Raw genomic sequence first — 22,387 nt, forward strand, 5'->3', positions numbered from 1 at the left:
CCAGCGCAGCGGCACCGTCGTCGGCCCGTCGTCGTGGGTCGCGGCGGCGAGGGCTCGGTCTCAGCCGTCCCGGTGCACGACCTCGGGCGGCGGCCCGCTGGTCGCCGGTGGCTGGCGACGCTGACGCGCGACGTCGCCCACGGCCTCGCGGACCCGGTCCTGCCGGGCTCGGAGCTCGGCGGCGGAGAGGGTGGTGCTCCCGGGGTCGTCGAGGACGTCGGGCAGCGCGTGCACGCGGTGCCCGGCCGCGATGTCCACCGTGGTCCCCGTCCATCGCACGTCCGTGACGCGCGTCGCCGCATCGGGCGCCCGCTGCGTGAACGTGGCGGTCAGCAGGACGCCGTTGTTGGTCCGGGCGTCGCAGCAGTCGGCGCTCTGGTTCGACAGCAGGTTGCCCAGCCCGTAGGCCACCCACATGCCGTGACCCCCGGGGCCCTTGCCGACGCGGTCGATGCGCTGCGGCACGTGCGCGTGGTGCCCGATGACGAGGTCGACCTCGCGGGACCTGGCCAGCCGCCGCACGACCTCCTCCTGCTGCTCGGTGAGCACCTCCGTGTACTCGACCCCGGCGTGCAGGCTCACGACGACGACGTCGGCCCCGGCCTCGCGGGCCTCCTTCGCCTGGGCGATCAGGCGGTCGGCGTCGATGAGGTCCACCGCCCAGGGCGCGTCGGACGGCATCGCCAGGCCGTTGAGGCCGTACGCGGCGGCCAGGTGGGCGACGGTGACGTCGCGGTCCGCACGCCGGAGGACGTAGAGCTGGGGAGCGTCCTGCTCGGCGGCGCTGCGCGCCGTCCCGACATGCCCCATGCCTGCGGCGTCCAGGCGCCGCAGCGTGGCCTGCACCCCGGCGTAGCCGCGGTCGACCGAGTGGTTCGAGGCGGTCGAGCAGCCGTCCCAGCCCTGCTCGCGCAGGTCGCGGACCAGTCCGGGAGGAGCGCCGAACAGCGGGTAGCCGCTCGGCGGCGTGCCCTTCGGCGCGACGGGCACCTCCAGGTGGCACAGGGCGAGGTCGGCGCCCTGGACCCAGGGGTCGATGCCCGCGAGGAGGGGAGAGAAGTCGGGGTCGGCGTCCCCACCGGCCGAGTCGACGACCGGGCCGTGCGGCAGCACGTCCCCCGCGGCGAGGAGCGTGAAGGTGGCCGGCAGCGGCGTGGGGGACGGCGACGGCGCTGACGACGACGCCGCCGGGCCTCCGTCCGGGACGGTGGGGTCCACGCCGGGCCGCCCGCCCGGCAGGACGTCGCCGAGGGCCAGGGCGGCGGTCACGCCGACGGTGGTGCCGACGATCGCGGCCAGGGTTGCGCGGCGTCGTCGCCGTGGTCCGTCCTCGGACGCGTGGTGGGGCACGGCAGGAGGGTACTGCCGCGGGCCGGGCAGCTGCCCGCGCTGCACGGTGGGCGGGCGGCGGCGCGACCGGGGCCCCCTGGCGCCGCTAGGGTGTTCCGGTGGTCAATGAAGCGCCCTCGCCCTGGAACGTCGCCAACGCGGTGACCCTCGTGCGCATCGCGCTCGTTCCCGTCTTCGCCTGGGCCCTCCTGACGGAGGGCGGCGACTCCGTCACCTGGCGCCTCGTCGCCACCGGCGTGTTCGTGCTCGCGGCGGTGAGCGACCGGGTCGACGGCTATCTCGCCCGGTCGCGCAACCTCGTCACCGACCTCGGCAAGCTGCTGGACCCGATCGCCGACAAGGCCCTCATCGGCACGGCCCTGATCCTGCTCTGCTGGCCGCTGGGCGAGCTGCCCTGGTGGGTGCCGACCGTCATCCTCGTGCGGGAGCTCGGCGTCACGGTGCTGCGCATGGTCGTGCTGCGGTACGCCGTGATGCCGGCCTCGCGCGGCGGCAAGCTGAAGACCGTCCTGCAGTCCGTGGCGATCACCCTCTTCCTGCTGCCGCTGGCGTCCCTGCCGGACGCCGTGCTGGTCGTGGCCTGGGTCGTGCTGGGCCTGGCGATCGCGGTCACCGTCGTGACGGGGGTCGACTACTTCGTGCAGGGCGGGCGGCTGCTCGCGGACGGGCGCCGGCAGGCCGGCCCGCGCCCGGCGGCATGATCGCGACGCCCCCGATGGATGTTCTCGCGCGCGACGTGCTCGACGGCGCACGGGCCCGTGGCTGGACGCTCGGCGCCGCGGAGTCGCTCACCGGAGGCCTCGTGGTCGCGACGCTCGTGGACGTCCCCGGCGCGTCCGCCGTGGTGCGCGGAGGCGTCGTCGCCTACGCCACGGACGTCAAGGGCTCGGTGCTGGGCGTCGACCGGGCGCTGCTGGCGCGCCGCGGCGCGGTGGACCCGGACGTGGCCGCGCAGATGGCGGCGGGCGTGCGTCGGGTGCTGGCCGCCGACGTCGGGCTCGCCACGACGGGGGTGGCGGGGCCGGACCCGCAGGACGGGCACGCCCCGGGGGAGGTCCACGTCGCGGTGAGCACACCCGCGGGGGACCGGGTCCGCCGGCTCGACCTGCCGGGCGACCGGCCGGCCGTGCGGGCGGCGGCGGTCCGGGCCGTGCTCGAGCTGGCGCTCGAGGCCTGGGGCGGGGTGCCGGCCGTACCTGTGAAGGACGCGTGACGAGGGTGTCGGGGCTCGGGAGGGCGGGAACAAGCCCCCGGGTGCGGGCGTTGTGCTGGCGTGATGACTGACAGGGCACGAACCCGTCTCGATCCGCGCCACACCAGGCCGGGCGGACCGCGCGCGCGGTACGGTAGTGCCACCCCTGCTGCCAGGGGAACGACAGGACGGACGAGGAACCCGGTCACGACCGGTCCGAACCCGGGACGATCGGCCACGGAGAGGGGGCGCGAGATGGTCGTACTGCGACGTGAGATCGGCGACGTGCTGCGCGATGCGCGGCAGCGCCAGGGGCGCACCCTGCGTGAGGTGTCTTCTGCCGCCAGGGTCTCGCTCGGCTACCTGAGCGAGGTGGAGCGCGGGCAGAAGGAGGCGTCGTCGGAGCTGCTGGCGTCGATCTGCGAGGCGCTCGACGTACCGATGTCCCTCGTGCTGCGCGAGGTGAGCGACCGGATCGCGGTGGCCGAGGGGCTGCACATCCCCGACACCATCCCGGCCGACGTGTTCGCCGGCATGCTCAGCCGCGGCGAGTCGCGCGACGCCGACCAGGCGCTGCGAGGAGACCTCGCACCGGTCGGCTGACGCCCGGCCGCACGGCACTGCACGGAGCCGGTCCCGCGAGCACGACCCGCGGGACCGGCTCCTGCCGTGTCCGGGCCTGTCACGGCGGCGCCTGACAGGTGGGGCACCAGTAGATCGCCCGCTCCCCGCCGTCCGGGCGCAGGCCGGGGCCGGCCGTGCTGCCCAGCGCCACGGGGGTGCGGCAGCGGCGGCAGGGCGCGCGGTGGCGCCCGTGCACGGCCAGCTCGACCGCGCCGAGGCCCGCGCGGCGCCCCACGTCCACGCTGCGGGACATGAGGCGCCGGGCGGTGGCGAGCAGCTCGCGACGGGCCGCGTCGTCCAGGTGGCCCACGGGGGTCCAGGGCCAGCGGCGGGTGGCGAACAGCGACTCCGCCGTCCAGATCGTGCCGATGCCGGCGACGGTGCGCTGGTCCAGCAGGGCGACGCACACCGGGCGGCGAGGGTCGGAGCCCAGCCGCCTGGCGCCCTCCTCGAGGCGGTCCGGGAAGTCGTCGCCGAGCACGTCGGGCCCGAGGTGGCCGAGCAGGCGGGGCTCGTCGCGCGTACGAAGCACGTCCAGCATGCCGAGCTGCAGGCCCAGGCACGTCCAGGCGCTGGTGGCGAGCACGGCACGGACCGCGGGGTTGCGCCCCGCGGCCGCCGGGGTGCCGGTCCGGGCTACGCGCCACGACCCGTCCATGCGCAGGTGCGTGTGCAGGGTGCGGCCGTCGTCCGTGCGCAGCAGCAGGTGCTTGCCGTACGCGACGGACTCGCGCACCGTGGCGCCCACGAGGTCGACGCCCGCCGCCGACGGCCAGCGCAGGTCGGCGCGCACCAGCGGCGAGCCGACGAGGGCGGCCCCGAGCCGCTCGGCCGTGAGCCGCAGCACGTCTCCCTCGGGCACGGTCGCCGCCTAGGCCGGCCGGAGCCCGCGGGGCGTGACGCCGAAGCCGGAGTCCAGCAGGGCGGCCGCGGCTGGGGTGCGGTCGCGCGCGGCGGCGAGCGCGGGGACGCCGTCCACCCGCTGCACCGTCACGCGCCCGAGCCGGCCCGCCCGGGTCTCGGCCGCCAGGAGCCGCGCCGCCGCGGCGAGCCGGGCGCCGTCCCCCGCGTCGCCGCGCCCGAAGGAGAGCACGGTGCGCCCACCCCGCTCGACGAACAGCACGAGCTCGCCGTCCACGAGCACCACGACGGCGCCCGCCTTGCGGCCCGGGCGGTGCGTGCCGGCACCGTCCTCGCCGGCTGGGCTCGCCGTGGCCGAGCCGCTGGAGCGGCCCGTGGCGCCTGCCGCACCGGCCCCGCCCGCGCGCGGCCACGCGACGGCGGCGCCGTACGGGTTGGCCGGGTCGGTGGCGGCCAGCAGCACGGCCCCGGGCACGATCCCCGCGGCGCCTGTGCCCTCCACGAGCGCGTCGAGCGCGCGGTCCCGGTCGGCCGCGTCGGTGCGCAGCTGGTCGACGGCGCCCGGCAGCGCGAACTGGGAGCCGCCGAGTCCCTCGACGAAGTAGCCGCGGCGCGCGGCGCCGCGTTCCTCGAGCCCGGTGAGCACCCGGTACACGTCCCGGAAGCGGGAGGTCACGCCCTCCGCGGGCGCCGCCGCCCGGGTCAGGACGCCGTGGCGCTCCAGCAGCACCTGCGTGAGCGCGTGGGCGCGGACCGTCGGGTCCTGCTCGACGGCGGGCAGCGCCGCCCAGCGCCCGCCGCCGGTGCGGGGCACGGCCGCGGCCGACGTGGGCCGGGCCAGACCGAAGCGCGACGCCCGCACCGGCCGGGCGCGGGCGGGTGCTGCGGGGGCCCGGTGGGCGCCGCCGCCGCGTCGCGACGAGCCGCCGAGCGACTCCCGTAGCGGGCCGAGGCGGTCGTTCGTCACCCAGCCCGCCCACACCAGGTCCCACAGCGCGTCGAGGGTGGCGCCCTGCCCGGCGTCCGCGAGCTCCGCGAGGCGCGGCAGGAAGTAGCCGCCCGACCCGGTGAGGAGGTCGAGGACCGCGCGGTGCAGGTCCGTGTCGAGGGGCCCGCTCTCCTCGACGGGGTCGGGGACGCGCAGGGTGAGGGGGGCGCCGTCGGCCAGGTGCAGGCTCACCATGCCGTCGCCGCCGCCCGAGCCGGGCAGGCGCCCGTGCCCGCACCACAGGACCTCGCCCGCCGTCGTGAGCTCGTCGAGGACCGCGGGGGAGTAGTCGGCCACCCGCGCGGGCAGCACGAGCGTCTCGAGCGCGGACGCCGGCACGGCGGCCCCGGAGAGCTGCTCCACGGCGCGCAGCACGCCGTCGGCCCCGCGCAGGGAACCCCCGGCGGACCCGGCGCCGCCCACGCGCACGCCGATGCCGTGCCAGCGGGGCAGGAAGACGCCGAGCGCCTCGGGCTCCACCGGTTCCACCTCGGCGCGGAGCGCGGCCAGGGAGCGGCGCCGCAGCGTGCGCAGCACCTCCGGGTCGCACCACTCGTCGCCTGTCCCACCCAGCGACGACGGGAGCAGCGCCCCGCGCACGACCGCGCCGAGCGCCTCGAGACGTGCCAGGACCTGGCCGACGACGGCGATCCCGAGGCCGTAGCGCCGCGCGACGTCCGCCGCGGGGAACGGCCCGTGCGTGCGCGCGTGCCGGCGCACGAGGTCGCCCAGCGGGTCGGCGACGGGCTCCGTGAACGTCTCCGGCACCCCGACGGGCAGGGCCACGCCGAGGGCGTCCCGCAGCCGGCCGGCGTCCTCGACGACCGCCCACTGCTCGGCGTCGGCGCCCGCGCCGCCCCCGCCGAGCCGCACCCGGATCACGCGCCGCGAGCGCTCCAGGTCCGCGAGCCAGCCGGCGACGTCGTCCCGGGACTCCTCGCGCGTGCGGGCCGCGAGCCCCGCGAGGGGATGCGGCCCGGTGCGGCGCAGCACGTCCCACAGCCCCTCCGCGTCCCGGGCCTGCCGGTCGGGCGCCAGCGCCTGCAGTTGCGCCTCGGTGCGCTCCACCGCGCCGGGGTCCAGCAGGTCCGCGAGCGGCGTCGCGCCCTGCTCGCCGAGGAGCTCGGTGAGCAGGTCCGGGTCCAGCGAGAGCGCGGCCGCGCGCCGCTCGGCCAGCGGGGCGTCGCCGTCGTACAGGAACTGCGCCGTGTAGCCGAACAGCAGCGCCTGCGCGAAGGGCGACGGCGTGGAGGTGGTGACCTCCACGAGGCGCACGCGGCCCGCCTGCAGGTCGCCCATGAGCTCCGCGAGGGCGGCCACGTCGAAGTCGTCGCGCAGGCACTCGCGGGCGGCCTCGAGCATGATCGGGAAGTCCGGGAACTGCGACGCCACCTGCAGCAGCTGCGACGCCCGCTGCCGCTGCTGCCACAGCGGCTGGCGCCGGTCGGGCCGGCGGCGCGGCAGCAGCAGCGCCCGCGCGGCGGCCTCCCGGAACCGGGCGGCGAACATCACGGAGCCGCCCAGCTCGTCGCGGACCGCGGCGAGCACCTCGTCCGGGTCCACCAGCAGGTCCTCCGCGGTGACCGCGGGCCCGTCCCCGCCGCCGTGCCCTGCCCCGCCGTCGTCCGGGCCGGGCGCGGCGTCCCAGCCCGGACCGCCGAGGTCCCAGCCGGAGTCGCCCGCGTCGGGGAGGCGCAGCACGATCCCGTCGTCGGCGTGCATCGCGGCGACGTCGGTGCCGTAGCGCGCCCGCAGCCGCGCGGCCACGACCAGCGCCCACGGCGCGTGCACCGGGGCGCCGAACGGCGAGTGGATGACCACCCGCCAGTCGCCCAGCTCGTCGCGGAACCGCTCGACGACGACCGTGCGGTCGTCCGGGAGCCGGCCCGTGGCGCGGCGCTGCTCGCCCAGGTAGGACGCGAGGTTGTCGGCCGCCCACGTGTCCAGCCCGGCGTCCCGCAGGCCGGCGCGGCCGCGCGCCTCGTCGTCGGCGAGCAGCGCGTCCGTCTCGCGCACGAAGGCGCCCACGGCCCGCCCCAGCTCGGCGGGGCGGCCGGGGGAGTCGCCCTTCCAGAACGGCAGGCGCCCGGGCAGCCCCGGGGCGGGGGTGACGAGGACGCGGTCGGGGGTGATCTCCTCGATGCGCCACGTCGACGAGCCGAGCGTGAAGGTGTCGCCGACGCGCGACTCGTAGACCATCTCCTCGTCCAGCTCGCCCACGCGCTTGCCGCCGCGGGGCCGGTCGACCGTGCCGCCGCCGTCCGCCGGCGCGCCCGACGCCGGCGCCTCCGTGGCGAGGTAGACGCCGTACAGGCCCCGGTCGGGGATGGTGCCGCCGCTCGTGGCCGCGAGCCGTAGCGCGCCGGGCCGGCCGGAGAGCAGGCCGGTGGCCCTGTCCCACACGATCCGGGCGCGCAGCTCCGCGAAGTCCTCGCTGGGGTAGCGGCCGGCGAGCATGTCCAGCACGGCCCGCCAGGTCGCGTCGCCGAGGGCGTGGAACGGGTGCGCACGACGGAACGCGGCGAGCAGGTCGTCGGCCTGCCAGTCGTCGGTCGCGAGCGCGGCCACCACCTGCTGGGCGAGCACGTCCAGCGGGTTGGCCGGCACGTGCAGGTGCTCGATCTCGCCCGCGCGCATCCGCTGCGCGACCACGGTGGCCGGCACGAGGTCGCCCCGGAACGTCGGGAACACGACGCCGTGCGAGACGGCGCCCACCTGGTGCCCGGCGCGGCCGATGCGCTGGAGCCCGCTCGCGACGGACGGCGGGGCCCCGACCTGCACCACGAGGTCGACCGCGCCCATGTCGATGCCGAGCTCGAGCGACGAGGTGGCGACCACGGCGGGCAGGCGCCCGGCCTTGAGGTCCGACTCGGTGCGGGTGCGCTCGGCCCGGCTCATCGACCCGTGGTGCGCCCGCGCGAGCACGTCGGCCCCGCCGTCCGCCGCGGGCGCCAGGCCCACGGAGGCGCCGGACTGGCCCTGGGCCTGCGCCGGCCACTGGGAGCCCGCGGCGGGGAGCTCGACGCCGGAGCGCTCGGCCCAGATCTCGTTCACGCGGGCGGTGAGGCGCTCGGCCCCGCGGCGGGAGTTGGTGAACACCAGCGTGGAGGTGTGCGCGGCGACGAGGTCCACCACCCGCTCCTCGACGTGCGGCCAGACCGACGCCCGGCGCAGCGGGGACGCGGCGTCGCCGCTCAGGTCGACCTCCTCGTCCGCGAGCCCGGCGGGCGGGCCTGTCCGCGGGGCCGTGGACGCCGCGCCGGGCGCGGTCGGGTCGGGCACGGTCGACGCGGCGTCCAGGTCCGCCAGGTCGGGCACCGGGACGACGACCTCGATGTCCCACTTCTTGGTGGCCCGTGGCTGCACGACCACCACCTCGCGGCCGCCGTCGTCGGGCGTGCGGTGCCCGGCGAGGAACCCCGCGACCGTCTCGACGGGACGGACCGTGGCCGACAGCCCGATGCGCTGCGCGGGCCTGTCGAGCAGCTCGTCGAGGCGCTCGAGGCTGAGCGCGAGGTGCGCCCCTCGCTTGGTGCCGGCGACGGCGTGGATCTCGTCCAGCACGACTGTCTGCACCCCCGCCAGCCCGGCCCGAGCCTGGGACGTGAGCACCAGGAAGAGGGACTCGGGGGTGGTGACCAGCACGTCCGGCGGCCGGGTGGCGAAAGCGCGCCGCTCGGACGGCGGGGTGTCGCCCGTCCGGGCGCCGACGGTCACCTCCTCGACCGTCAGCCCCTCGCGGGCGGCGGCCTGCCGGATCCCGGCGAGCGGGGAGCGCAGGTTGCGCTGCACGTCGGCGGCCAGCGCCTTCAAGGGGGAGACGTACAGCACGCGGCAGCGGCGGGCCCGCTCCGGCGGCGGCTCGGTCGTGAGGCGGTCGATCGCCCAGAGGAACGCGGCGAGCGTCTTGCCGGACCCGGTCGGCGCGACGACCAGCGCGTGCCGGTCGGAGCTGATCGCGTCCCATGCCCCGGCCTGCGCCGCGGTCGGCGCCTCGAACGCGCCGGCGAACCACGAGCGCGTCGCGGGTCCGAACCGGGCGAGCACGTCGTCGGGGCTGCCGGGGACGGCGGACGGGGGGACGGCCACCTCGCCATCCTGGCAGGGGGGACCGACAGCCCGCAGGACGGGCGAGCCCGGGGGACCGGGCACCCCCGGACCCGTGCGAGGCTGGTGACGTGCGTTATCGCGAGTTCGCCGAGCTGGTCGACGAGGTCTTCGGGCCCGCCTACGGGCGCGCCCTCGTGCGCGAGCAGGTGCTGCCGCGGCTCGACGGGCGCACCCCGGCGGAGGCGCTGGAGGCCGGCCTCGATCCCCGCGACGTCTGGCACGCGCTCTGCGACGCGCTCGACGTGCCCGAGCCCGAGCGCTGGGGCCGCGACGACCGCAGGCAGGCGCCGCCCGCGCGGTGACCGCGCGCCGACCGATGACCGGGGGTGCACCGGCCGACACTGGCCGGGCCCGGCCGCGCCGACGTCGGACGCGCGCCGAGCGGGCCTTGACCACGCGCTGACCGCGCCGACCGTGCCCCGGCCGCGCCGACCGTGCCCCGGCCGCGCCGAGCGGGCACCGGCCGCGCCGACCGTGCCCCGGCCGCGCCGAGCGGGCACCGGCCGCGCCGACGCCGGGCGCGCGCGGCATCATGGCGCCATGCCCCGCGCCCGTCCCCCGCACGTCACGGTGGCGGACGTCCGCGCCGCGCTCTGGTCGTTGGTGTCGACCGCGGCCGGCCTCGGCGTCGCGATCGCGCTGGTCGACGGCGTGCACGCCTCGACCCCCTGGTCGGTGCTGCTGGCGGCGCTCGTGGTCGGGGTGGGCGACGCGCTGCTGCGCGTGCCGTTGCGCCGGGTCGCCCGGGCAGGCGGTGCCGTCGGGGCCCTGGCCCTCGGGCTGGGCGCCCAGGTCCTGGTGGTCTGGGCGGCGCTGACCTTCCTGCCCGGGATCACCAGCACCTCCTGGACGGCGGTGCTCGCCGTGCTGGTCGTGGCGGGGGTCGTGATGGCGTGCGGGCACTGGGTGGTCGGCGCGCGCGACAACGCCTACGTCGTGGGGGACCTGCTGCGCCGCGCCCGGCGGGCCGCCGGGCTGCCGCGTGCCGCCGTGCGCGCCGCCGCGGGGCGTGACGGCGCGGCCGAGGACGGCCCGGACGCGGAGGTGGACGAGCGGCCCGCGGGCGTCCTCGTCGTCATGCTCGACGGCGTCGCCCGGCCGACGCTCGAGCACGCGCTGCAGGCGGGCCTGGCGCCGACGCTCGACCGCTGGCTCGGGTCGGGCTCCCACCGCCTCGAGTCCTGGTGGGCGCGGGTGCCGTGCACCACCCCGGCCAGCACGCTCGGCCTGCTGCACGGCACGACGGACCCGGTGCCCGCGTTCCGGTGGTGGTCGCGGCGGCTCGGGCGGATGGTCGTGACCAACCGCCCCGCGGACGCGGCCGCGGTGGAGCGCGGGGCGTCCGACGGCCGAGGCCTGCTCGCGGACGGCGGCGTGGCCGTGTCGACGATGTTCTCCGGCGACGCGCCGACCAGCCTGCTCGTGATGAGCCGCGCGGCCGAGGGCCTGGGGCCGGGGCAGCTGTTCGTCCGCTTCTTCGCCAGCCCGTTCGTGCTGGTGCGGGCCGTGGCGGGCACGGTCGGAGAGACGCTCAAGGAGCTCTACCAGGGGTGGCAGCAGGTGGTGCGCGGCGTGCGCCCGCGCGTCTCGCGGCGCGGCTGGTACCCGGTGCTGCGCGCCGTGACGAACGTGCTGCTGCGCGACCTCAACACGGCGCTCGTGGCGGAGCAGCTCGTGCGCGGGGCGCCCGTGGTGTGCGTGGACCTGGTCGACTACGACGAGATCGCTCACCACGCCGGGCCGCTGCGGCCGGAGGCGCTGCGCGCGCTGGAGGGCCTCGACCGGGTGCTCGGGCTGTGGGAGGAGATCGCCCGCGGCGCGCCGAGGCGCTACCGGGTGGTGGTGCTCTCCGACCACGGGCAGTCGCTCGGCGACACCTTCGAGCAGGTCGTCGGGCGCTCGTTCGGCGACGAGGTCCGCCGCCTGCTGCGCGAGCGGCCCCCGGCGCGGGACGCCGTCTCGCGCCGGTCGCCGGCGCTCCGCGAACGGGCCGACGGCGAGGCGTGGGGGCCCGCGAACACCGCCCTGCACGCGCTGCGGCCGGGCCGCGCGGCCGACGGCCGGGTCCTCGTGGGGCCGGACCGCGACGCGCCGGCGACGGCCCCGGAGGACGGGTCGCCCGAGGCCCCGCCCGAGGTGGCAGTCATCGGCTCCGGGAACCTCGGGATGGTCTGGTTCTGCCGCGAGCCGCGCCGCCTCGGCGCCGCCGAGATCGCCCTGCGGTGGCCCGCCCTGGTGCCGGGGCTCCTCGCGAGCCCGGCGGTGGGTCTCGTCGTCGTGCACGACGACGAAGGCCCGGTCGCGCACGGGCCGGCCGGGACGCACCACCTGGTGTCGGGCCTGGTGTCGGGCCGCGACCCGCTCGCGGCGTACGGCTCGCGCGCCCGGGCGGACCTCGAGCGCGTCGCCCGGCTGGAGGACGCGGGCGACCTGGTGGTGGTCTCGGCCGTCGGACCGCTGGGCCGCGTGCACGCGCTCGAGGAGCTGGTGGGCTCCCACGGCGGGCTCGGCGGTGCGCAGAGCGAGGCGCTCCTGCTGTACCCCGACGACCTCGAGGTGCCGGACGACGAGCGGGACGACGTCGACGGCACGCGCATGCTCGTGGGCGCCGAGGCGGTGCACCGCCGGCTCGTCGGCTGGCTGGCGCAGCTCGGGCTGCGGGAGGACGCATGAGCGCCGCCGACCCCGCCCCGCCGCTGCGCGTCACATGGCTCGGCCACTCGACCGTCGTGCTGGACCTGACCGGCCCGGACGGGCGCACGACGCGGCTCGTGACGGACCCGCTGCTGCGCCGGCACGCCGGGGTGCTGCGCCGCCGCGGCGCCCGGCCCGCGGCCGACGCCTGGCGCGGCGCGGACGCGGCGCTCCTGTCGCACCTGCACCACGACCACGCGGAGCTGGGCTCGCTGCGCCTGCTCGGCGACGTGCCGGTCCTCACGGCCCCCGCGAACGCCCGGTGGCTGCGTGGCAAGGGCCTGCGGGGCGTGGGGCTCGAGCCGCCCGCGGGCTCGCTCGGCCGCACCGGGCCGGGCGCCCGACCCGCGCAGGAGGGTGTGGCGCACGGCGGCGCCTGGCACGACGTGGGCGGCGCACGGGTGCGCCTGGTCACCGCGGTGCACGGGGACCGGCCCATGCCGCACCGTCCCAACGCGGCGACGGGGCACCTGGTGCGCGCCGGCGGGGACGACGGCGGCCCCACGGTCTGGGCCGTCGGCGACACGGAGCACTTCCCCGGCATCGGTCGCGTGCGGGAGCTGGCCGGAGGGCGCGTCGACGTGGCGCTGGTGCCGGTCTCCGGGTGGGGGCCGCGCCTGTCGGGCGGCCACCTGGGGCCGGGCGGCGCGGCGGAGGTCTGCGCCCAGGTGCGGCCTCGGGTCGCGATCCCGGTGCACTGGGGCACCCTGCACGTGCCCGGCGGGGAGCACCTGCCGCGGGGGTGGATGGACCACGCCGGCGAGGCCTTCGCGGCGGCGGTCCGGCGGGTCGCGCCCGAGGTGCGCGCGGTGGTGCTGCGGCCGGGGGAGTCCTGGCGCGACACGCCGGGCGGCGAGGACGTCGTCGAACACGTGTTCGGGTAGAGTCTGCCCCCAGGAGGACCTCGAACGTCGTTGTCCACACCCGCGACGGACCGTCCCGACCGTGTCGGTGGCGCCGCGTACGGTCGAGGCAACATGAGCACGCAGCCACGAACGCCGGCGCGCAGCCGCCGCGCCCAGAACGCAAAGGTGACCGACATGCCCGCAACGGCAGACCGCGAGAAGGCACTCGAGGCCGCGCTCGCCCAGATCGACCGCAGCTTCGGCAAGGGCTCGGTCATGCGCCTCGGCGACGAGGGTCGTGCACCCGTCGAGGTCATCCCCACCGGCTCGATCGCGCTCGACGTCGCGCTCGGCATCGGCGGCCTCCCGCGCGGCCGCGTCGTGGAGATCTACGGCCCCGAGTCCTCCGGCAAGACGACCGTCGCCCTGCACGCCGTCGCCAGCGCCCAGCGGGCCGGCGGCATCGCGGCGTTCGTCGACGCCGAGCACGCGCTGGACCCGGAGTACGCCAAGAAGCTCGGCGTCGACACCGACGCGCTGCTGGTCTCGCAGCCGGACACCGGCGAGCAGGCGCTGGAGATCACGGACATGCTGATCCGTTCCGGTGCGCTGGACATCATCGTCATCGACTCCGTCGCGGCGCTCGTGCCCAAGGCCGAGATCGAGGGCGAGATGGGCGACAGCCACGTGGGCCTGCAGGCCCGCCTGATGTCGCAGGCGCTGCGCAAGATCACCGGCGCGCTGAGCGCGTCGGGCACCACCGCGATCTTCATCAACCAGCTCCGGGAGAAGATCGGCGTGTTCTTCGGCTCCCCGGAGACCACCACGGGTGGCAAGGCGCTGAAGTTCTACGCCTCGGTGCGCATGGACATCCGCCGCATCGAGACCCTCAAGGAGGGCACGGAGCCCGTCGGCAACCGCACCCGCGTCAAGGTCGTCAAGAACAAGATGGCGCCGCCGTTCAAGCAGGCCGAGTTCGACATCCTGTACGGCGTGGGCATCTCCCGCGAGGGCGGCCTGATCGACATGGGCGTGGAGCACGGGTTCGTGCGCAAGTCCGGCTCGTGGTTCACCTACGAGGGCGACCAGCTCGGCCAGGGCAAGGAGAACGCCCGGGCCTTCCTGCGGGACAACCCGGACCTGGCGAACGAGATCGAGAAGCGGATCAAGGAGAAGCTGGGCGTCGGCGCCAAGCTGGACGCCCCCGCCGAGGACACGGCCGCGCCGGCCGCCGGTGCCGCGGCCTCCGCGACCGGGCTGTCGGTCGACCCGGCTCCGGCCAAGGCTGGCGCCAAGGGCAAGAAGGCGCCGTTCTGATCCGCGCGGTCACCGGCGTGTGCGGCGCCGCTCGCAGGCGGAGCCGCGCACGCCGGCGTGTCGTGCCGAGGAGGGTCGCGTGACCACGGACGCCCTGGGCGGTCGCGGCGTGGGGAAGCGCCGCGGCCGCCCGCAGGGCGCACGGTCGCAGGGCTGGGTCGACGCGCGCGAGAGCCGCGCCGTCCCCGACGACGACGGTGCCGCCTCGGATGACGCGGGACTCGCCGTCGCCGGAGTGGCGGAGGACGAGGCCGGCGACGGGCCCGGCGGCCGGCGCCGGTCGGGCTCCCGCCAGCCGCGGCGCACCGTGGCGGAGCGGCTGGAGTCGGGCGACCTGAGCGTCGAGGACGCCGCGGAGAAGGCCCGCGAGACGCTGCTGCGGATCCTCACCGCCGCGCCCAAGAGCCGGGCCGAGCTCGAGCAGTCGCTGGCGCGCAAGGGGTACCCGGAGGCGGTCGTCGCCCCCGTGCTCGACCGGTTCGACGAGGTCGGCCTGGTCGACGACGCGGCCTACGCGGACATGCTCGTGCGCACCCGGCACGCGGAGCGCGGGCTGTCGCGCCGCGCCCTCGCGATGGAGCTCCGGAGGCGGGGCATCGACGAGGAGACCGCCGCGGACGCCCTCGAGCAGGTGGACGGCGACGACGAGCACGAGGCCGCCCTCGCCCTCGCCCGCAAGCACGTCGCGCGCACCCGCGGGCTCGAGCGCGACGTGCGCGTGCGGCGGGCTGTCGGCGCCCTAGGGCGCAAGGGGTACGCGCCCGGGGTCTCGTTCGCCGTCGTGAAGGACGCGCTCGCGGAGGACGGCGCCGACGACCTCGACGACGACTATCCCGGCGCGGAGGACTGACCTGAGCGCTGCCCCGGTCTCCGCAGCCTCGGTGGCGTCGCCGCCACGTCCACGTCGGTCATGACGCCTCGGGATCGGAGCCCCGCACGGAACGACGGCTGCCCCGGGCGCGAGAAGGGTCCGGGGCAGCCGTCCTCGTGGGGGCGCGTGCCGGGCGTCAGGTCGCGCTCGGGTCCCCGGTGGCGGCGATGGCGTTGCCGGGCCCGGTCGTCCCGCCGGCGACGGCGGTCGGGTTGCCGATGCCGGGACCGGTCCCCGTCGCGCCGGACGTGCGCCCGCTGAGGTAGCGGGACAGCCAGCGGGCCACCGCGGTGAGCGCCCAGTTGATGACGATGAACACGAGCGCGGCCACCGTCAGCGTCTGCAGGTTGTTGCTGTTGAGGTTCCCGAAGATCTGCGCGGCGCGGAGCAGCTCCGGGTAGCTGATGATCTGCCCCAGTGCGGAGTCCTTCAGCACGACCACGAGCTGCGAGACCAGGGCGGGCAGCATGGCGATGAGCGCCTGCGGGAGCTGGATGGACCTCAGGGTCTGGCCTCCGGTGAGCCCGATCGCGAGGCCCGCCTCCGACTGCCCCTTGGGCAGGTTGCCCACGCCGGAGCGCACGAGCTCGGCGATGACGGAGCCGTTGTAGAGGATGAGCGCGATCACGACCGCGAGGAACTCGGGCGTCTCCACGTGGTTGAAGCCGAGCAGCAGCCAGAAGAAGATCATCATCAGCAGCACGGGGACAGCGCGGAAGAACTCCACGACCACGCCGCTGACCCAGCGGACGGTCCGGGACCGGGCGAGGCGGCCCGACCCGAGGATGAGGCCGAAGATGACGGCCCCGACGATGGCCCAGCCGGCGGCGCGCAAGGTGTTCCGCAGGCCGGGGATGAAGTAGTTCTCCCACGCGCTCGACGTGAAGATCGGGCTCCACAGCGCGGCGGCGAACTGCCCCTTGTTCGCGAGGGCGACCACGACGGCCGCGGCGACGCCGAGCACGACGAGCGCCCCCACGATGTTGCCGAGGAGGATGCGGCGGCGCGCGCGGGGACCGGGCGCGTCGAAGAGGACGGTCTGCTGCGTGCTCATCGGCGCACCGCCAGTCGGTTGGAGAGATACGTGGTGAGCAGGCCGATGGGGATCACGAGGATCACGAAGCCGATCGCGAACAGGGCGAAGATCGCGTAGATGTAGTTCGCGTTGCTGTCGATCATCTCCCGCATGAGGGTCGAGGTCTCCGTCGAGACGCTCACCGCGGCGGCCACCGTGGAGTTCTTCAGGAGGGCGATGAGGGTGTTGCCCAGGGGCGCGATGGCCCCGCGGAACGCCTGCGGCAGGATGATGAGCCGCGCGGAGGGAAGGAACGGCAGCCCGATCGCGCGGGCAGCCTCGGCCTGGCCGAGGGGCACGGTGTTGACGCCCGAGCGGATCGCCTCGCACACGAACGCCGCGTGGTACACGGTGAGGCCGATCACGCCGAAGAGGAAGAAGTTCGTGGCGAAGTTGTCCGACAGGGTGATCTGGAGCTGGGTCCAGACGGCCAGGAACAGGAACGTCATGATGACGGTCAGCGGCGTGTTGCGCAGGATGTTGACATAGGCGGCTCCGGCCCACCGCAGGCTCGCGATGGGGGAGATGCGCATGAGCGCGAGCAGGGTGCCGAGGACGAGCGACCCGATGGCGGCCCAGAACGTCAGCTGGATGTTGACCCAGAACGCGCTCGCGACGGGGTACTCGCCGAGCAGCGCCCCGAACTGGGACAGGTAGTCACCCACGGTGTGTCAGCCTCCCGGGGGGTGGTGCGGCGGGGCCGCGGTGGACGGGCTGGTGGTCGACGAGCGGTGGTCGACGAGCGGTGGTCGACGAACGGTGGCCGACGAACGAGGGGAGCGGCGCGGCACACCGCTCCCCTCGGCCGATCGGTCAGGTCGTCGACGTCAGGCGCAAGGCTCGGGCGTCGGCGGGTTGAGGTCCGCGTTCGGCGTGTACCCGGTGCCCTCGGTGTTCGAGTCGATCGCCTTCTGCCACGAGCCGTCGTCGATCATCGACGTGATGGCGTCGTTGATCTTGGAGCAGGTGTCGTTGTCCTGCGGCAGGCCCACGCCGTACTTCTCCTCGGAGAACGGGTTGCCCACGACCTTGACCTTGCCCTTGTTGGCGGGCTGGGCCGCGAGGCCGGCGAGGATGATGTCGTCGGTCGTGACGGCGTCGACCTGGCCAGCGGTGAGCGCGGTGACGCACTCGACGTAGCTGGGCCGCTCGACGAGCTGGACGCCCGTGGCGTACTCGTCCTTGATCCGCTGCGCGGAGGTCGAGCCGGTCACCGAGCAGAGGTTCTTGCCCTCGAGCGACTCCGGGCCGGTGATGTCCGTGTTGTCCTGTGCGACGAGGAGGTCCTGGCCGGCGACGAAGTACGGGCCCGCGAACGCGACCTGCTCCTTGCGCTCGTCGGTGATGGAGTACGTCGCGAAGATCATGTCGACCTGGCCGGTCTGCAGCATGGTCTCGCGGTTGGCCGACGGCGCCTCGACCCACTGGATCTGGTCCTCGGAATAGCCGAGCTTGTCCGCGACGTAGCGGGCGACGTCGGTGTCGAAGCCCGTGTAGTCGCTGCCCTCCTGCAGGCCGAGGCCCGGCTGGTCGAACTTGATGCCGATCTTGATGGTGTCGCCGCCGCCGGAGCCGCCGGTCTCCTCACCGCCGCCGCCGACGTCGCCGCCACCACAGGCGGCGAGCGTGAGTGCGGTCAGTGCGGCGAGCGTGGCGGCACCCATGTGTCGTGTGCGCATCGTTCTTACCCTTCGTCGTTGAGAGGCCGGTCCCGTTGTTCCGGTCCCTGCCGGGGTCAGTGGGAGAGGATCTTGGACAGGAAGTCCTTCGCCCGGTCGCTCTTGGGCGCGGTGAAGAACTCCTCGGGCGTGGCCTCCTCGACGATCTGGCCGTCGGCCATGAAGACGACGCGGTGGGCCGCCTTGCGCGCGAAGCCCATCTCGTGGGTGACGACGATCATCGTCATGCCCTCCTTGGCGAGGGCCACCATGACGTCGAGGACCTCGTTGATCATCTCCGGGTCGAGCGCCGAGGTGGGCTCGTCGAAGAGCATCACCTTGGGCTTCATGGCCAGCGCCCGGGCGATCGCGACGCGCTGCTGCTGGCCGCCCGAGAGCTGGGCGGGCATCTTCTGGGCCTGGTTCTTCACCCCGACCCGGTCGAGCAGCTCCAGCGCACGCTGCTTCGCGGCCGACGTCTTCTCCCGGCGGACCTTGACGGGCCCGAGCGTGACGTTCTCGAGGATCGTCTTGTGCGCGAAGAGGTTGAAGGACTGGAACACCATCCCGACGTCGGAGCGCAGCTTGGCCAGCGCCCTGCCCTCCTCGGGCAGCGGCTGCCCGTCGATGCGGATCTCGCCCGAGTCGATCGTCTCGAGCCGGTTGATCGCGCGGCAGAGCGTCGACTTGCCGGAGCCTGACGGCCCGATGACGACCAGGACCTCGCCGCGACGGACGGTGAGGTCGATGTCCTTCAGCACGTGCAGGTCGCCGAAGTGCTTGTTCACGTCCTTGAGCTCCACGAGGGGGGCTCCGAGGGAGGACGACGACCCCGCGGGGTCGGTCGTCGTGGTCGCGCCGTCGTGATCCATCTGTCGAACCTATCCACTCGGTGTTTCCGCGACCAGCACCGGTGGGTGCGGTTCCGCAACGGTTGCGTAACAGTGCCGGCACGGACGTGCGTGCGGGCCCGAGCCTCTGGCGTCGTCGACCACGTCGCGCAGGAGAAGGTGGGTCGCCTCGTCGGGGCCCGGCCGTCCGGCACCGTACCCTAGAGGCGATGTCCAGTACCACGCAGAGCCCCGCCGCGCCGGTCCGTCCCACGGACGAGGCGCCCGGCCGTCGCACCTACATGGTGCGCACCCTGGGCTGCCAGATGAACGTCCACGACTCCGAGCACATGGCGGGCATGCTCGAGCAGGCCGGGTACGCGCGCGCCACCGCCGAGGACGAGGCCGCGAGCCGCGCCGACGTGGTCGTGATCAACACGTGCGCCGTGCGCGAGAACGCCGCGACCCGCCTCTACGGGAACCTCGGGCAGCTCGCCGGGATCAAGGCGGACCGGCCGGGCATGCAGATCGCCGTCGGCGGCTGCCTCGCCCAGAAGGACCGCGGCGAGATCGTCTCGAAGGCGCCGTGGGTCGACGTCGTCTTCGGCACCCACAACCTCGACGCGCTGCCCGTGCTGCTCGAGCGCGCGCGACACAACGCCGAGGCCCAGGTGGAGATCGCGGAGTCGCTGCAGGTCTTCCCCTCGACGCTGCCCACCCGGCGCGAGTCGGTCTACGCGGGCTGGGTCTCGATCTCCGTCGGCTGCAACAACACGTGCACGTTCTGCATCGTGCCGCACCTGCGCGGCAAGGAGCGCGACCGGCGGCCGGGCGAGGTCCTGGCCGAGGTGGAGGCGCTCGTGGCCGCCGGCGCGGTCGAGGTGACCCTGCTGGGCCAGAACGTCAACAGCTACGGCGTCGAGTTCGGCGACCGGGGAGCGTTCGCGAAGCTGCTGCGCGCCTGCGGCGCGATCGAGGGCCTGGAGCGGGTGCGGTTCACGTCCCCGCACCCGGCGGCGTTCACGGACGACGTCATCGAGGCGATGGCCGAGACCCCCAACGTCATGCCGAGCCTGCACATGCCGCTCCAGTCCGGGTCGGACCGCGTGCTGCGCGCGATGCGGCGGTCGTACCGGTCGGCGAAGTTCCTGGGCATCCTGGACCGGGTCCGGGACGCCATGCCTGACGCCGCCATCACCACCGACATCATCGTCGGCTTCCCGGGCGAGACCGAGGAGGACTTCCGCGACACGCTGCGCGTCGTGGAGGCCTCGCGCTTCAGCTCGGCGTTCATGTTCCAGTACTCGCCGCGCCCGGGGACCCCCGCCGCGACCATGGAGGAGCAGCTGCCGAAGGAGGTCGTGCAGGAGCGCTTCGAGCGCCTTCTGGAGCTCCAGGAGCGCATCGCCGGCGAGGAGGCCGACCGCCAGGTGGGCCGCACCGTGGAGGTCCTCGTCGCCGAAGGTGCCGGCAAGAAGGACGGCGCGGCGCACCGCCTGTCCGGGCGGGCGCCCGACAACCGGCTCGTCCACGTCGCGCTGCCGGTCGACGTCCTGGCCGGCGACGACCGCGCCACCGGCGCGCCCGCGTCGCTCGACGACCCGCGGCTGGCCGACCGCGACGCGCTCGACCCGCGCCTTCCGCGGCCGGGCGACGTCGTGACCGTGGACGTCACGCGCGCCGCCCCGCACCACCTCATCGCGGACTCCGCGCTGGACGGCGGCACGTACGCCGTGCGGCGCACCCGCTCGGGGGACGCGTGGGCGCAGCGCGAGACCGCGCGCCTCGGCGGCGGTGAGGACGAGCACGGCCACGGCGGTGCCGCTGCCTCCGGCGGCCCGGTGTCGCTGGGGATGCCCTCACTGCGCGCCTGAGGGCGCGCACGGCGAGGGGCTGCGCGGCGACGGGCGCAGGGCCCGTCAGTCCAGGTCGTCCGGGTCCGGGCCGGGCGCCAGCGCGCCCACGGTGCTGAAGAACTGGGACGACGTCACGAGTCCGCACGACACGGTCGCGGCGAGCTGCTCGTCGGTGGCGCCGTGCTCGAAGTCCGCCGAGACCTCGGCGTAGAGGGCGAGCCCGTCGCCCTCCGGGCGGGTGTAGACCTTGGGCCACACCCGTTCGCGGTTCCAGTCGTTGACCGCCTGCAGCACCGCCATGCGCGAGCCCTCGGGGACGGTGCCGGCCCAGCGGCCGCGGACCTGGAGGATCTCCTCGTGGTCGCCGAGCAGCAGGAACCAGAACCGGTTGCCGTCCCAGGTGCCCGTGACGTCGCCGTCGTCGTCCGTGCGGAACCGGTAGCCACGGCGCGAGAGGTCGTCCGCGACGCGCGCGCTCGAGAGGGGGCGCGGACCGGCGGCGGGACGGCCGGTCCGGGCGGGAGCCGTCTCGCTGCGCGCGGCGACCCGGGCCCCGGCGTCCTGGACGGCCCGGCCCACGGCGCCGGCGGCCCGCCGGGCGCCGCGCAGCACGCGACGGCCCACGCCGTCCGCCCGGTCGGTGCCGGTCACGACGCGTCCCGCAGGGGGTCACGGAACGTGCCGTCGAGGTGCTCGAAGAACATCGAGCCGGTGCTGAGCCCGCACTGCAGGAACTGGTCGAGCTGCGCCTCGCCGACCGCGCTGCCCACGTCCACCGTGACCTCCGCGCAGACGACCACCGAGCCGTCGTCGCGCACCCGCACGTAGGCCTTGGGCCAGATCCGCTCGGCGTTCCACTCGTTGCAGATCTCGAGGATCTCGCCCAGGCGGTCGATGCTCAGGTCGCGGTGCCACTGCCCGCGCACCTGGAGCACCTCGGCGCGCTCGCCCAGGACCAGGAAGTAGAAGAGCCAGCCGTGCCACAGGCCGCCCACGTCGCCGTCCGAGTCGACGAAGTAGGAGAAGCCGGACCGTTCCATCCAGTCGGTGACGCGGTCGCGCGAGAGCGGGGACAGCACGTCGTCCGGGCTGCCGACCTCGTCGGCGAGCAGGCCCTCGATGCGGTCGTGGAGCTCGTCGTCGCGCAGGTCGTCCGCGAACTCGTCGTCCCGGCCGACGGAGGTCGGCCGGACCTTGCTTGCCCGGCGTGGACCGAAGAACCTCACCCGTCCACGCTACACGTCGTGGGCCGGACGACGAGGCGGGCGACCGGGTGATGGTGCGGGCGCGGCGCCCACCTGGCGTGACGCGGCGACCCGCCGCGCCGCGGCGGTAGGTTGGCCGGGTGCCAGCCCGTGCCGTGGTCCTGCCCGCAACGCCCCTGCTCGTGCCCGGTGCCGGCGGGGACGTCGACCGGCTGGGCGACGTCCGGCGGGCGGTCGACGAGGCGCTGGACCGTCTCGTGTCCGGGCCGGCGGCGACCACGGCGGGTGACGGAACTCTCGTCGTGCTGGCGCCCGTCCCGCGCGCCGGGCACGGCCGGGTCGGCCGGCTGCGCCCGTCGCTCGCGGGCGCGGGGGTGGCGGACCGCTGGGTGCCCGCGGTCGCCGGCTGGCCGGACGCGGGCGCCACGACCGCGCACGTGCCGGCGTCGGTCGCGCTCGTCGCCCTGCGGGCGGCGCTCGTCCGGGCGGGGCGTGAGGCGGACGTGGCCGACGTCGTGGTGGTGGAGGTGGGCGCGGACGGACCCGGCGCCGACGCCCGCGCCGCGCTCGGCCGGGCGCGCGGGATCGTCGTGGCCGGAGGGGCCGTCCCCGGGACGTCCGGCGCGGCCGCAGACCCGACCCCGGACACGGCTGCGGACCTGGCTCCGGACCTGGGCTCCGACCTTGCAGCGGACCTGGCCGCCGAACGGGGAGCATCGGCTGCGCTGGCGCTTGCCCCGGCCGTCCGCGTCGCCCTCGACGCGACGGCCGCGCCGGGAGCCTGGGCCTGGCAGGTCGGCGCTGTACCGGGCGGGCACGAGCACCTCCCGGCGTCCTACCCGGTGGCCGAGGGCGAGATCGTCGGCGCCGACCGGCCCGCACGGGCGTAGCGCCCGCGCGGGACCGGCCTC

General features: G+C 75.9%; 19 protein-coding genes. 10 read left to right on the forward strand and 9 right to left on the reverse strand.

Annotated elements, in window-relative coordinates; genetic code table 11:
- Window positions 1-60: 60 nt before the first annotated feature.
- Complete coding sequence (locus ACWF41_RS09630; RefSeq protein ID WP_380315836.1) at window positions 61-1,350, reverse strand: CapA family protein; 1,290 nt, start codon at window positions 1,348-1,350, stop codon at window positions 61-63.
- Between the two features lie 98 nt (window positions 1,351-1,448).
- Here ACWF41_RS09630 and pgsA point away from each other — a divergent pair, with 98 nt between their 5' ends.
- The 3 genes from pgsA (at window position 1,449) to ACWF41_RS09645 (ending at window position 3,145) form a co-directional block, all read left to right on the forward strand.
- On the forward strand, window positions 1,449-2,051 hold the full coding sequence (gene pgsA / locus ACWF41_RS09635) for a CDP-diacylglycerol--glycerol-3-phosphate 3-phosphatidyltransferase (RefSeq protein ID WP_380315833.1): 603 nt from the start codon (window positions 1,449-1,451) through the stop codon (window positions 2,049-2,051).
- Between the two features lie 14 nt (window positions 2,052-2,065).
- Window positions 2,066-2,563: a CinA family protein gene (locus ACWF41_RS09640; protein ID WP_380315830.1), complete on the forward strand. Its 498-nt coding sequence runs from the start codon at window positions 2,066-2,068 to the stop codon at window positions 2,561-2,563.
- A gap of 234 nt (window positions 2,564-2,797) precedes the next feature.
- Window positions 2,798-3,145, forward strand: coding sequence for a helix-turn-helix domain-containing protein (locus ACWF41_RS09645; RefSeq protein WP_380315827.1), 348 nt, complete (start codon window positions 2,798-2,800; stop codon window positions 3,143-3,145).
- 79 nt (window positions 3,146-3,224) lie between these two features.
- Here the strand turns inward: ACWF41_RS09645 and ACWF41_RS09650 are convergent, their stop codons facing one another.
- The gene (locus ACWF41_RS09650; protein WP_380315824.1) at window positions 3,225-4,028 is read right to left on the reverse strand and encodes a DNA-formamidopyrimidine glycosylase family protein; all 804 of its coding nucleotides are present in this window, start codon (window positions 4,026-4,028) and stop codon (window positions 3,225-3,227) included.
- A 9-nt stretch (window positions 4,029-4,037) separates the two neighbouring features.
- Window positions 4,038-9,104 carry an Lhr family helicase gene (locus ACWF41_RS09655; protein ID WP_380315821.1) on the reverse strand — a complete coding sequence of 1,689 codons (5,067 nt, stop codon included), beginning with the start codon at window positions 9,102-9,104 and terminating at the stop codon, window positions 4,038-4,040.
- A gap of 89 nt (window positions 9,105-9,193) precedes the next feature.
- Here ACWF41_RS09655 and ACWF41_RS09660 point away from each other — a divergent pair, with 89 nt between their 5' ends.
- The 5 genes from ACWF41_RS09660 (at window position 9,194) to ACWF41_RS09680 (ending at window position 14,831) form a co-directional block, all read left to right on the forward strand.
- Window positions 9,194-9,427: a DUF3046 domain-containing protein gene (locus ACWF41_RS09660; protein WP_380315817.1), complete on the forward strand. Its 234-nt coding sequence runs from the start codon at window positions 9,194-9,196 to the stop codon at window positions 9,425-9,427.
- Window positions 9,428-9,665: 238 nt separating this feature from the next.
- Entirely contained in the window at window positions 9,666-11,798 is a 2,133-nt protein-coding gene (locus ACWF41_RS09665; protein ID WP_380315814.1) for an alkaline phosphatase family protein, read from the forward strand.
- Window positions 11,795-12,703 (forward strand): MBL fold metallo-hydrolase, encoded by a 909-nt coding sequence (locus tag ACWF41_RS09670; RefSeq protein ID WP_380315811.1) that lies wholly within the window; start codon window positions 11,795-11,797, stop codon window positions 12,701-12,703. Before ACWF41_RS09665 ends, ACWF41_RS09670 begins: the two co-directional genes overlap by 4 nt.
- A 156-nt stretch (window positions 12,704-12,859) precedes the next feature.
- Window positions 12,860-13,981 carry a recombinase RecA gene (gene recA, locus ACWF41_RS09675; protein WP_380315808.1) on the forward strand — a complete coding sequence of 374 codons (1,122 nt, stop codon included), beginning with the start codon at window positions 12,860-12,862 and terminating at the stop codon, window positions 13,979-13,981.
- 79 nt (window positions 13,982-14,060) lie between these two features.
- Window positions 14,061-14,831: a regulatory protein RecX gene (locus tag ACWF41_RS09680; RefSeq protein ID WP_380315805.1), complete on the forward strand. Its 771-nt coding sequence runs from the start codon at window positions 14,061-14,063 to the stop codon at window positions 14,829-14,831.
- Window positions 14,832-14,988: 157 nt separating this feature from the next.
- Here ACWF41_RS09680 and ACWF41_RS09685 read toward each other — a convergent pair whose 3' ends face one another.
- From ACWF41_RS09685 to ACWF41_RS09700, 4 genes are all read right to left on the reverse strand, one after another.
- Entirely contained in the window at window positions 14,989-15,906 is a 918-nt protein-coding gene (locus tag ACWF41_RS09685; protein ID WP_380315802.1) for an amino acid ABC transporter permease, read from the reverse strand.
- Window positions 15,903-16,592, reverse strand: coding sequence for an amino acid ABC transporter permease (locus ACWF41_RS09690; RefSeq protein ID WP_380315799.1), 690 nt, complete (start codon window positions 16,590-16,592; stop codon window positions 15,903-15,905). The genes ACWF41_RS09685 and ACWF41_RS09690 overlap by 4 nt, the downstream gene beginning before the upstream one ends.
- Window positions 16,593-16,754: 162 nt before the next feature.
- Complete coding sequence (locus tag ACWF41_RS09695; RefSeq protein ID WP_380315796.1) at window positions 16,755-17,606, reverse strand: glutamate ABC transporter substrate-binding protein; 852 nt, start codon at window positions 17,604-17,606, stop codon at window positions 16,755-16,757.
- Window positions 17,607-17,662: 56 nt separating this feature from the next.
- Window positions 17,663-18,457 carry an amino acid ABC transporter ATP-binding protein gene (locus ACWF41_RS09700; RefSeq protein WP_380315793.1) on the reverse strand — a complete coding sequence of 265 codons (795 nt, stop codon included), beginning with the start codon at window positions 18,455-18,457 and terminating at the stop codon, window positions 17,663-17,665.
- Between the two features lie 188 nt (window positions 18,458-18,645).
- Between ACWF41_RS09700 and miaB the strand changes: the two genes are divergently transcribed.
- Complete coding sequence (miaB, locus tag ACWF41_RS09705) at window positions 18,646-20,289, forward strand: tRNA (N6-isopentenyl adenosine(37)-C2)-methylthiotransferase MiaB (RefSeq protein WP_380315790.1); 1,644 nt, start codon at window positions 18,646-18,648, stop codon at window positions 20,287-20,289.
- A 45-nt stretch (window positions 20,290-20,334) separates the two neighbouring features.
- Here the strand turns inward: miaB and ACWF41_RS09710 are convergent, their stop codons facing one another.
- Both ACWF41_RS09710 and ACWF41_RS09715 read right to left on the reverse strand, forming a co-directional pair.
- Window positions 20,335-20,922, reverse strand: coding sequence for a type III secretion system chaperone family protein (locus ACWF41_RS09710; RefSeq protein ID WP_380315787.1), 588 nt, complete (start codon window positions 20,920-20,922; stop codon window positions 20,335-20,337).
- Window positions 20,919-21,497: a YbjN domain-containing protein gene (locus ACWF41_RS09715; RefSeq protein ID WP_380315784.1), complete on the reverse strand. Its 579-nt coding sequence runs from the start codon at window positions 21,495-21,497 to the stop codon at window positions 20,919-20,921. Before ACWF41_RS09715 ends, ACWF41_RS09710 begins: the two co-directional genes overlap by 4 nt.
- A 119-nt stretch (window positions 21,498-21,616) precedes the next feature.
- Here ACWF41_RS09715 and ACWF41_RS09720 point away from each other — a divergent pair, with 119 nt between their 5' ends.
- Window positions 21,617-22,366 (forward strand): hypothetical protein, encoded by a 750-nt coding sequence (locus ACWF41_RS09720; protein ID WP_380315782.1) that lies wholly within the window; start codon window positions 21,617-21,619, stop codon window positions 22,364-22,366.
- Window positions 22,367-22,387 lie beyond the last annotated feature (21 nt).

It is taken from the genome of Isoptericola sp. NPDC055063 (assembly GCF_053608125.1).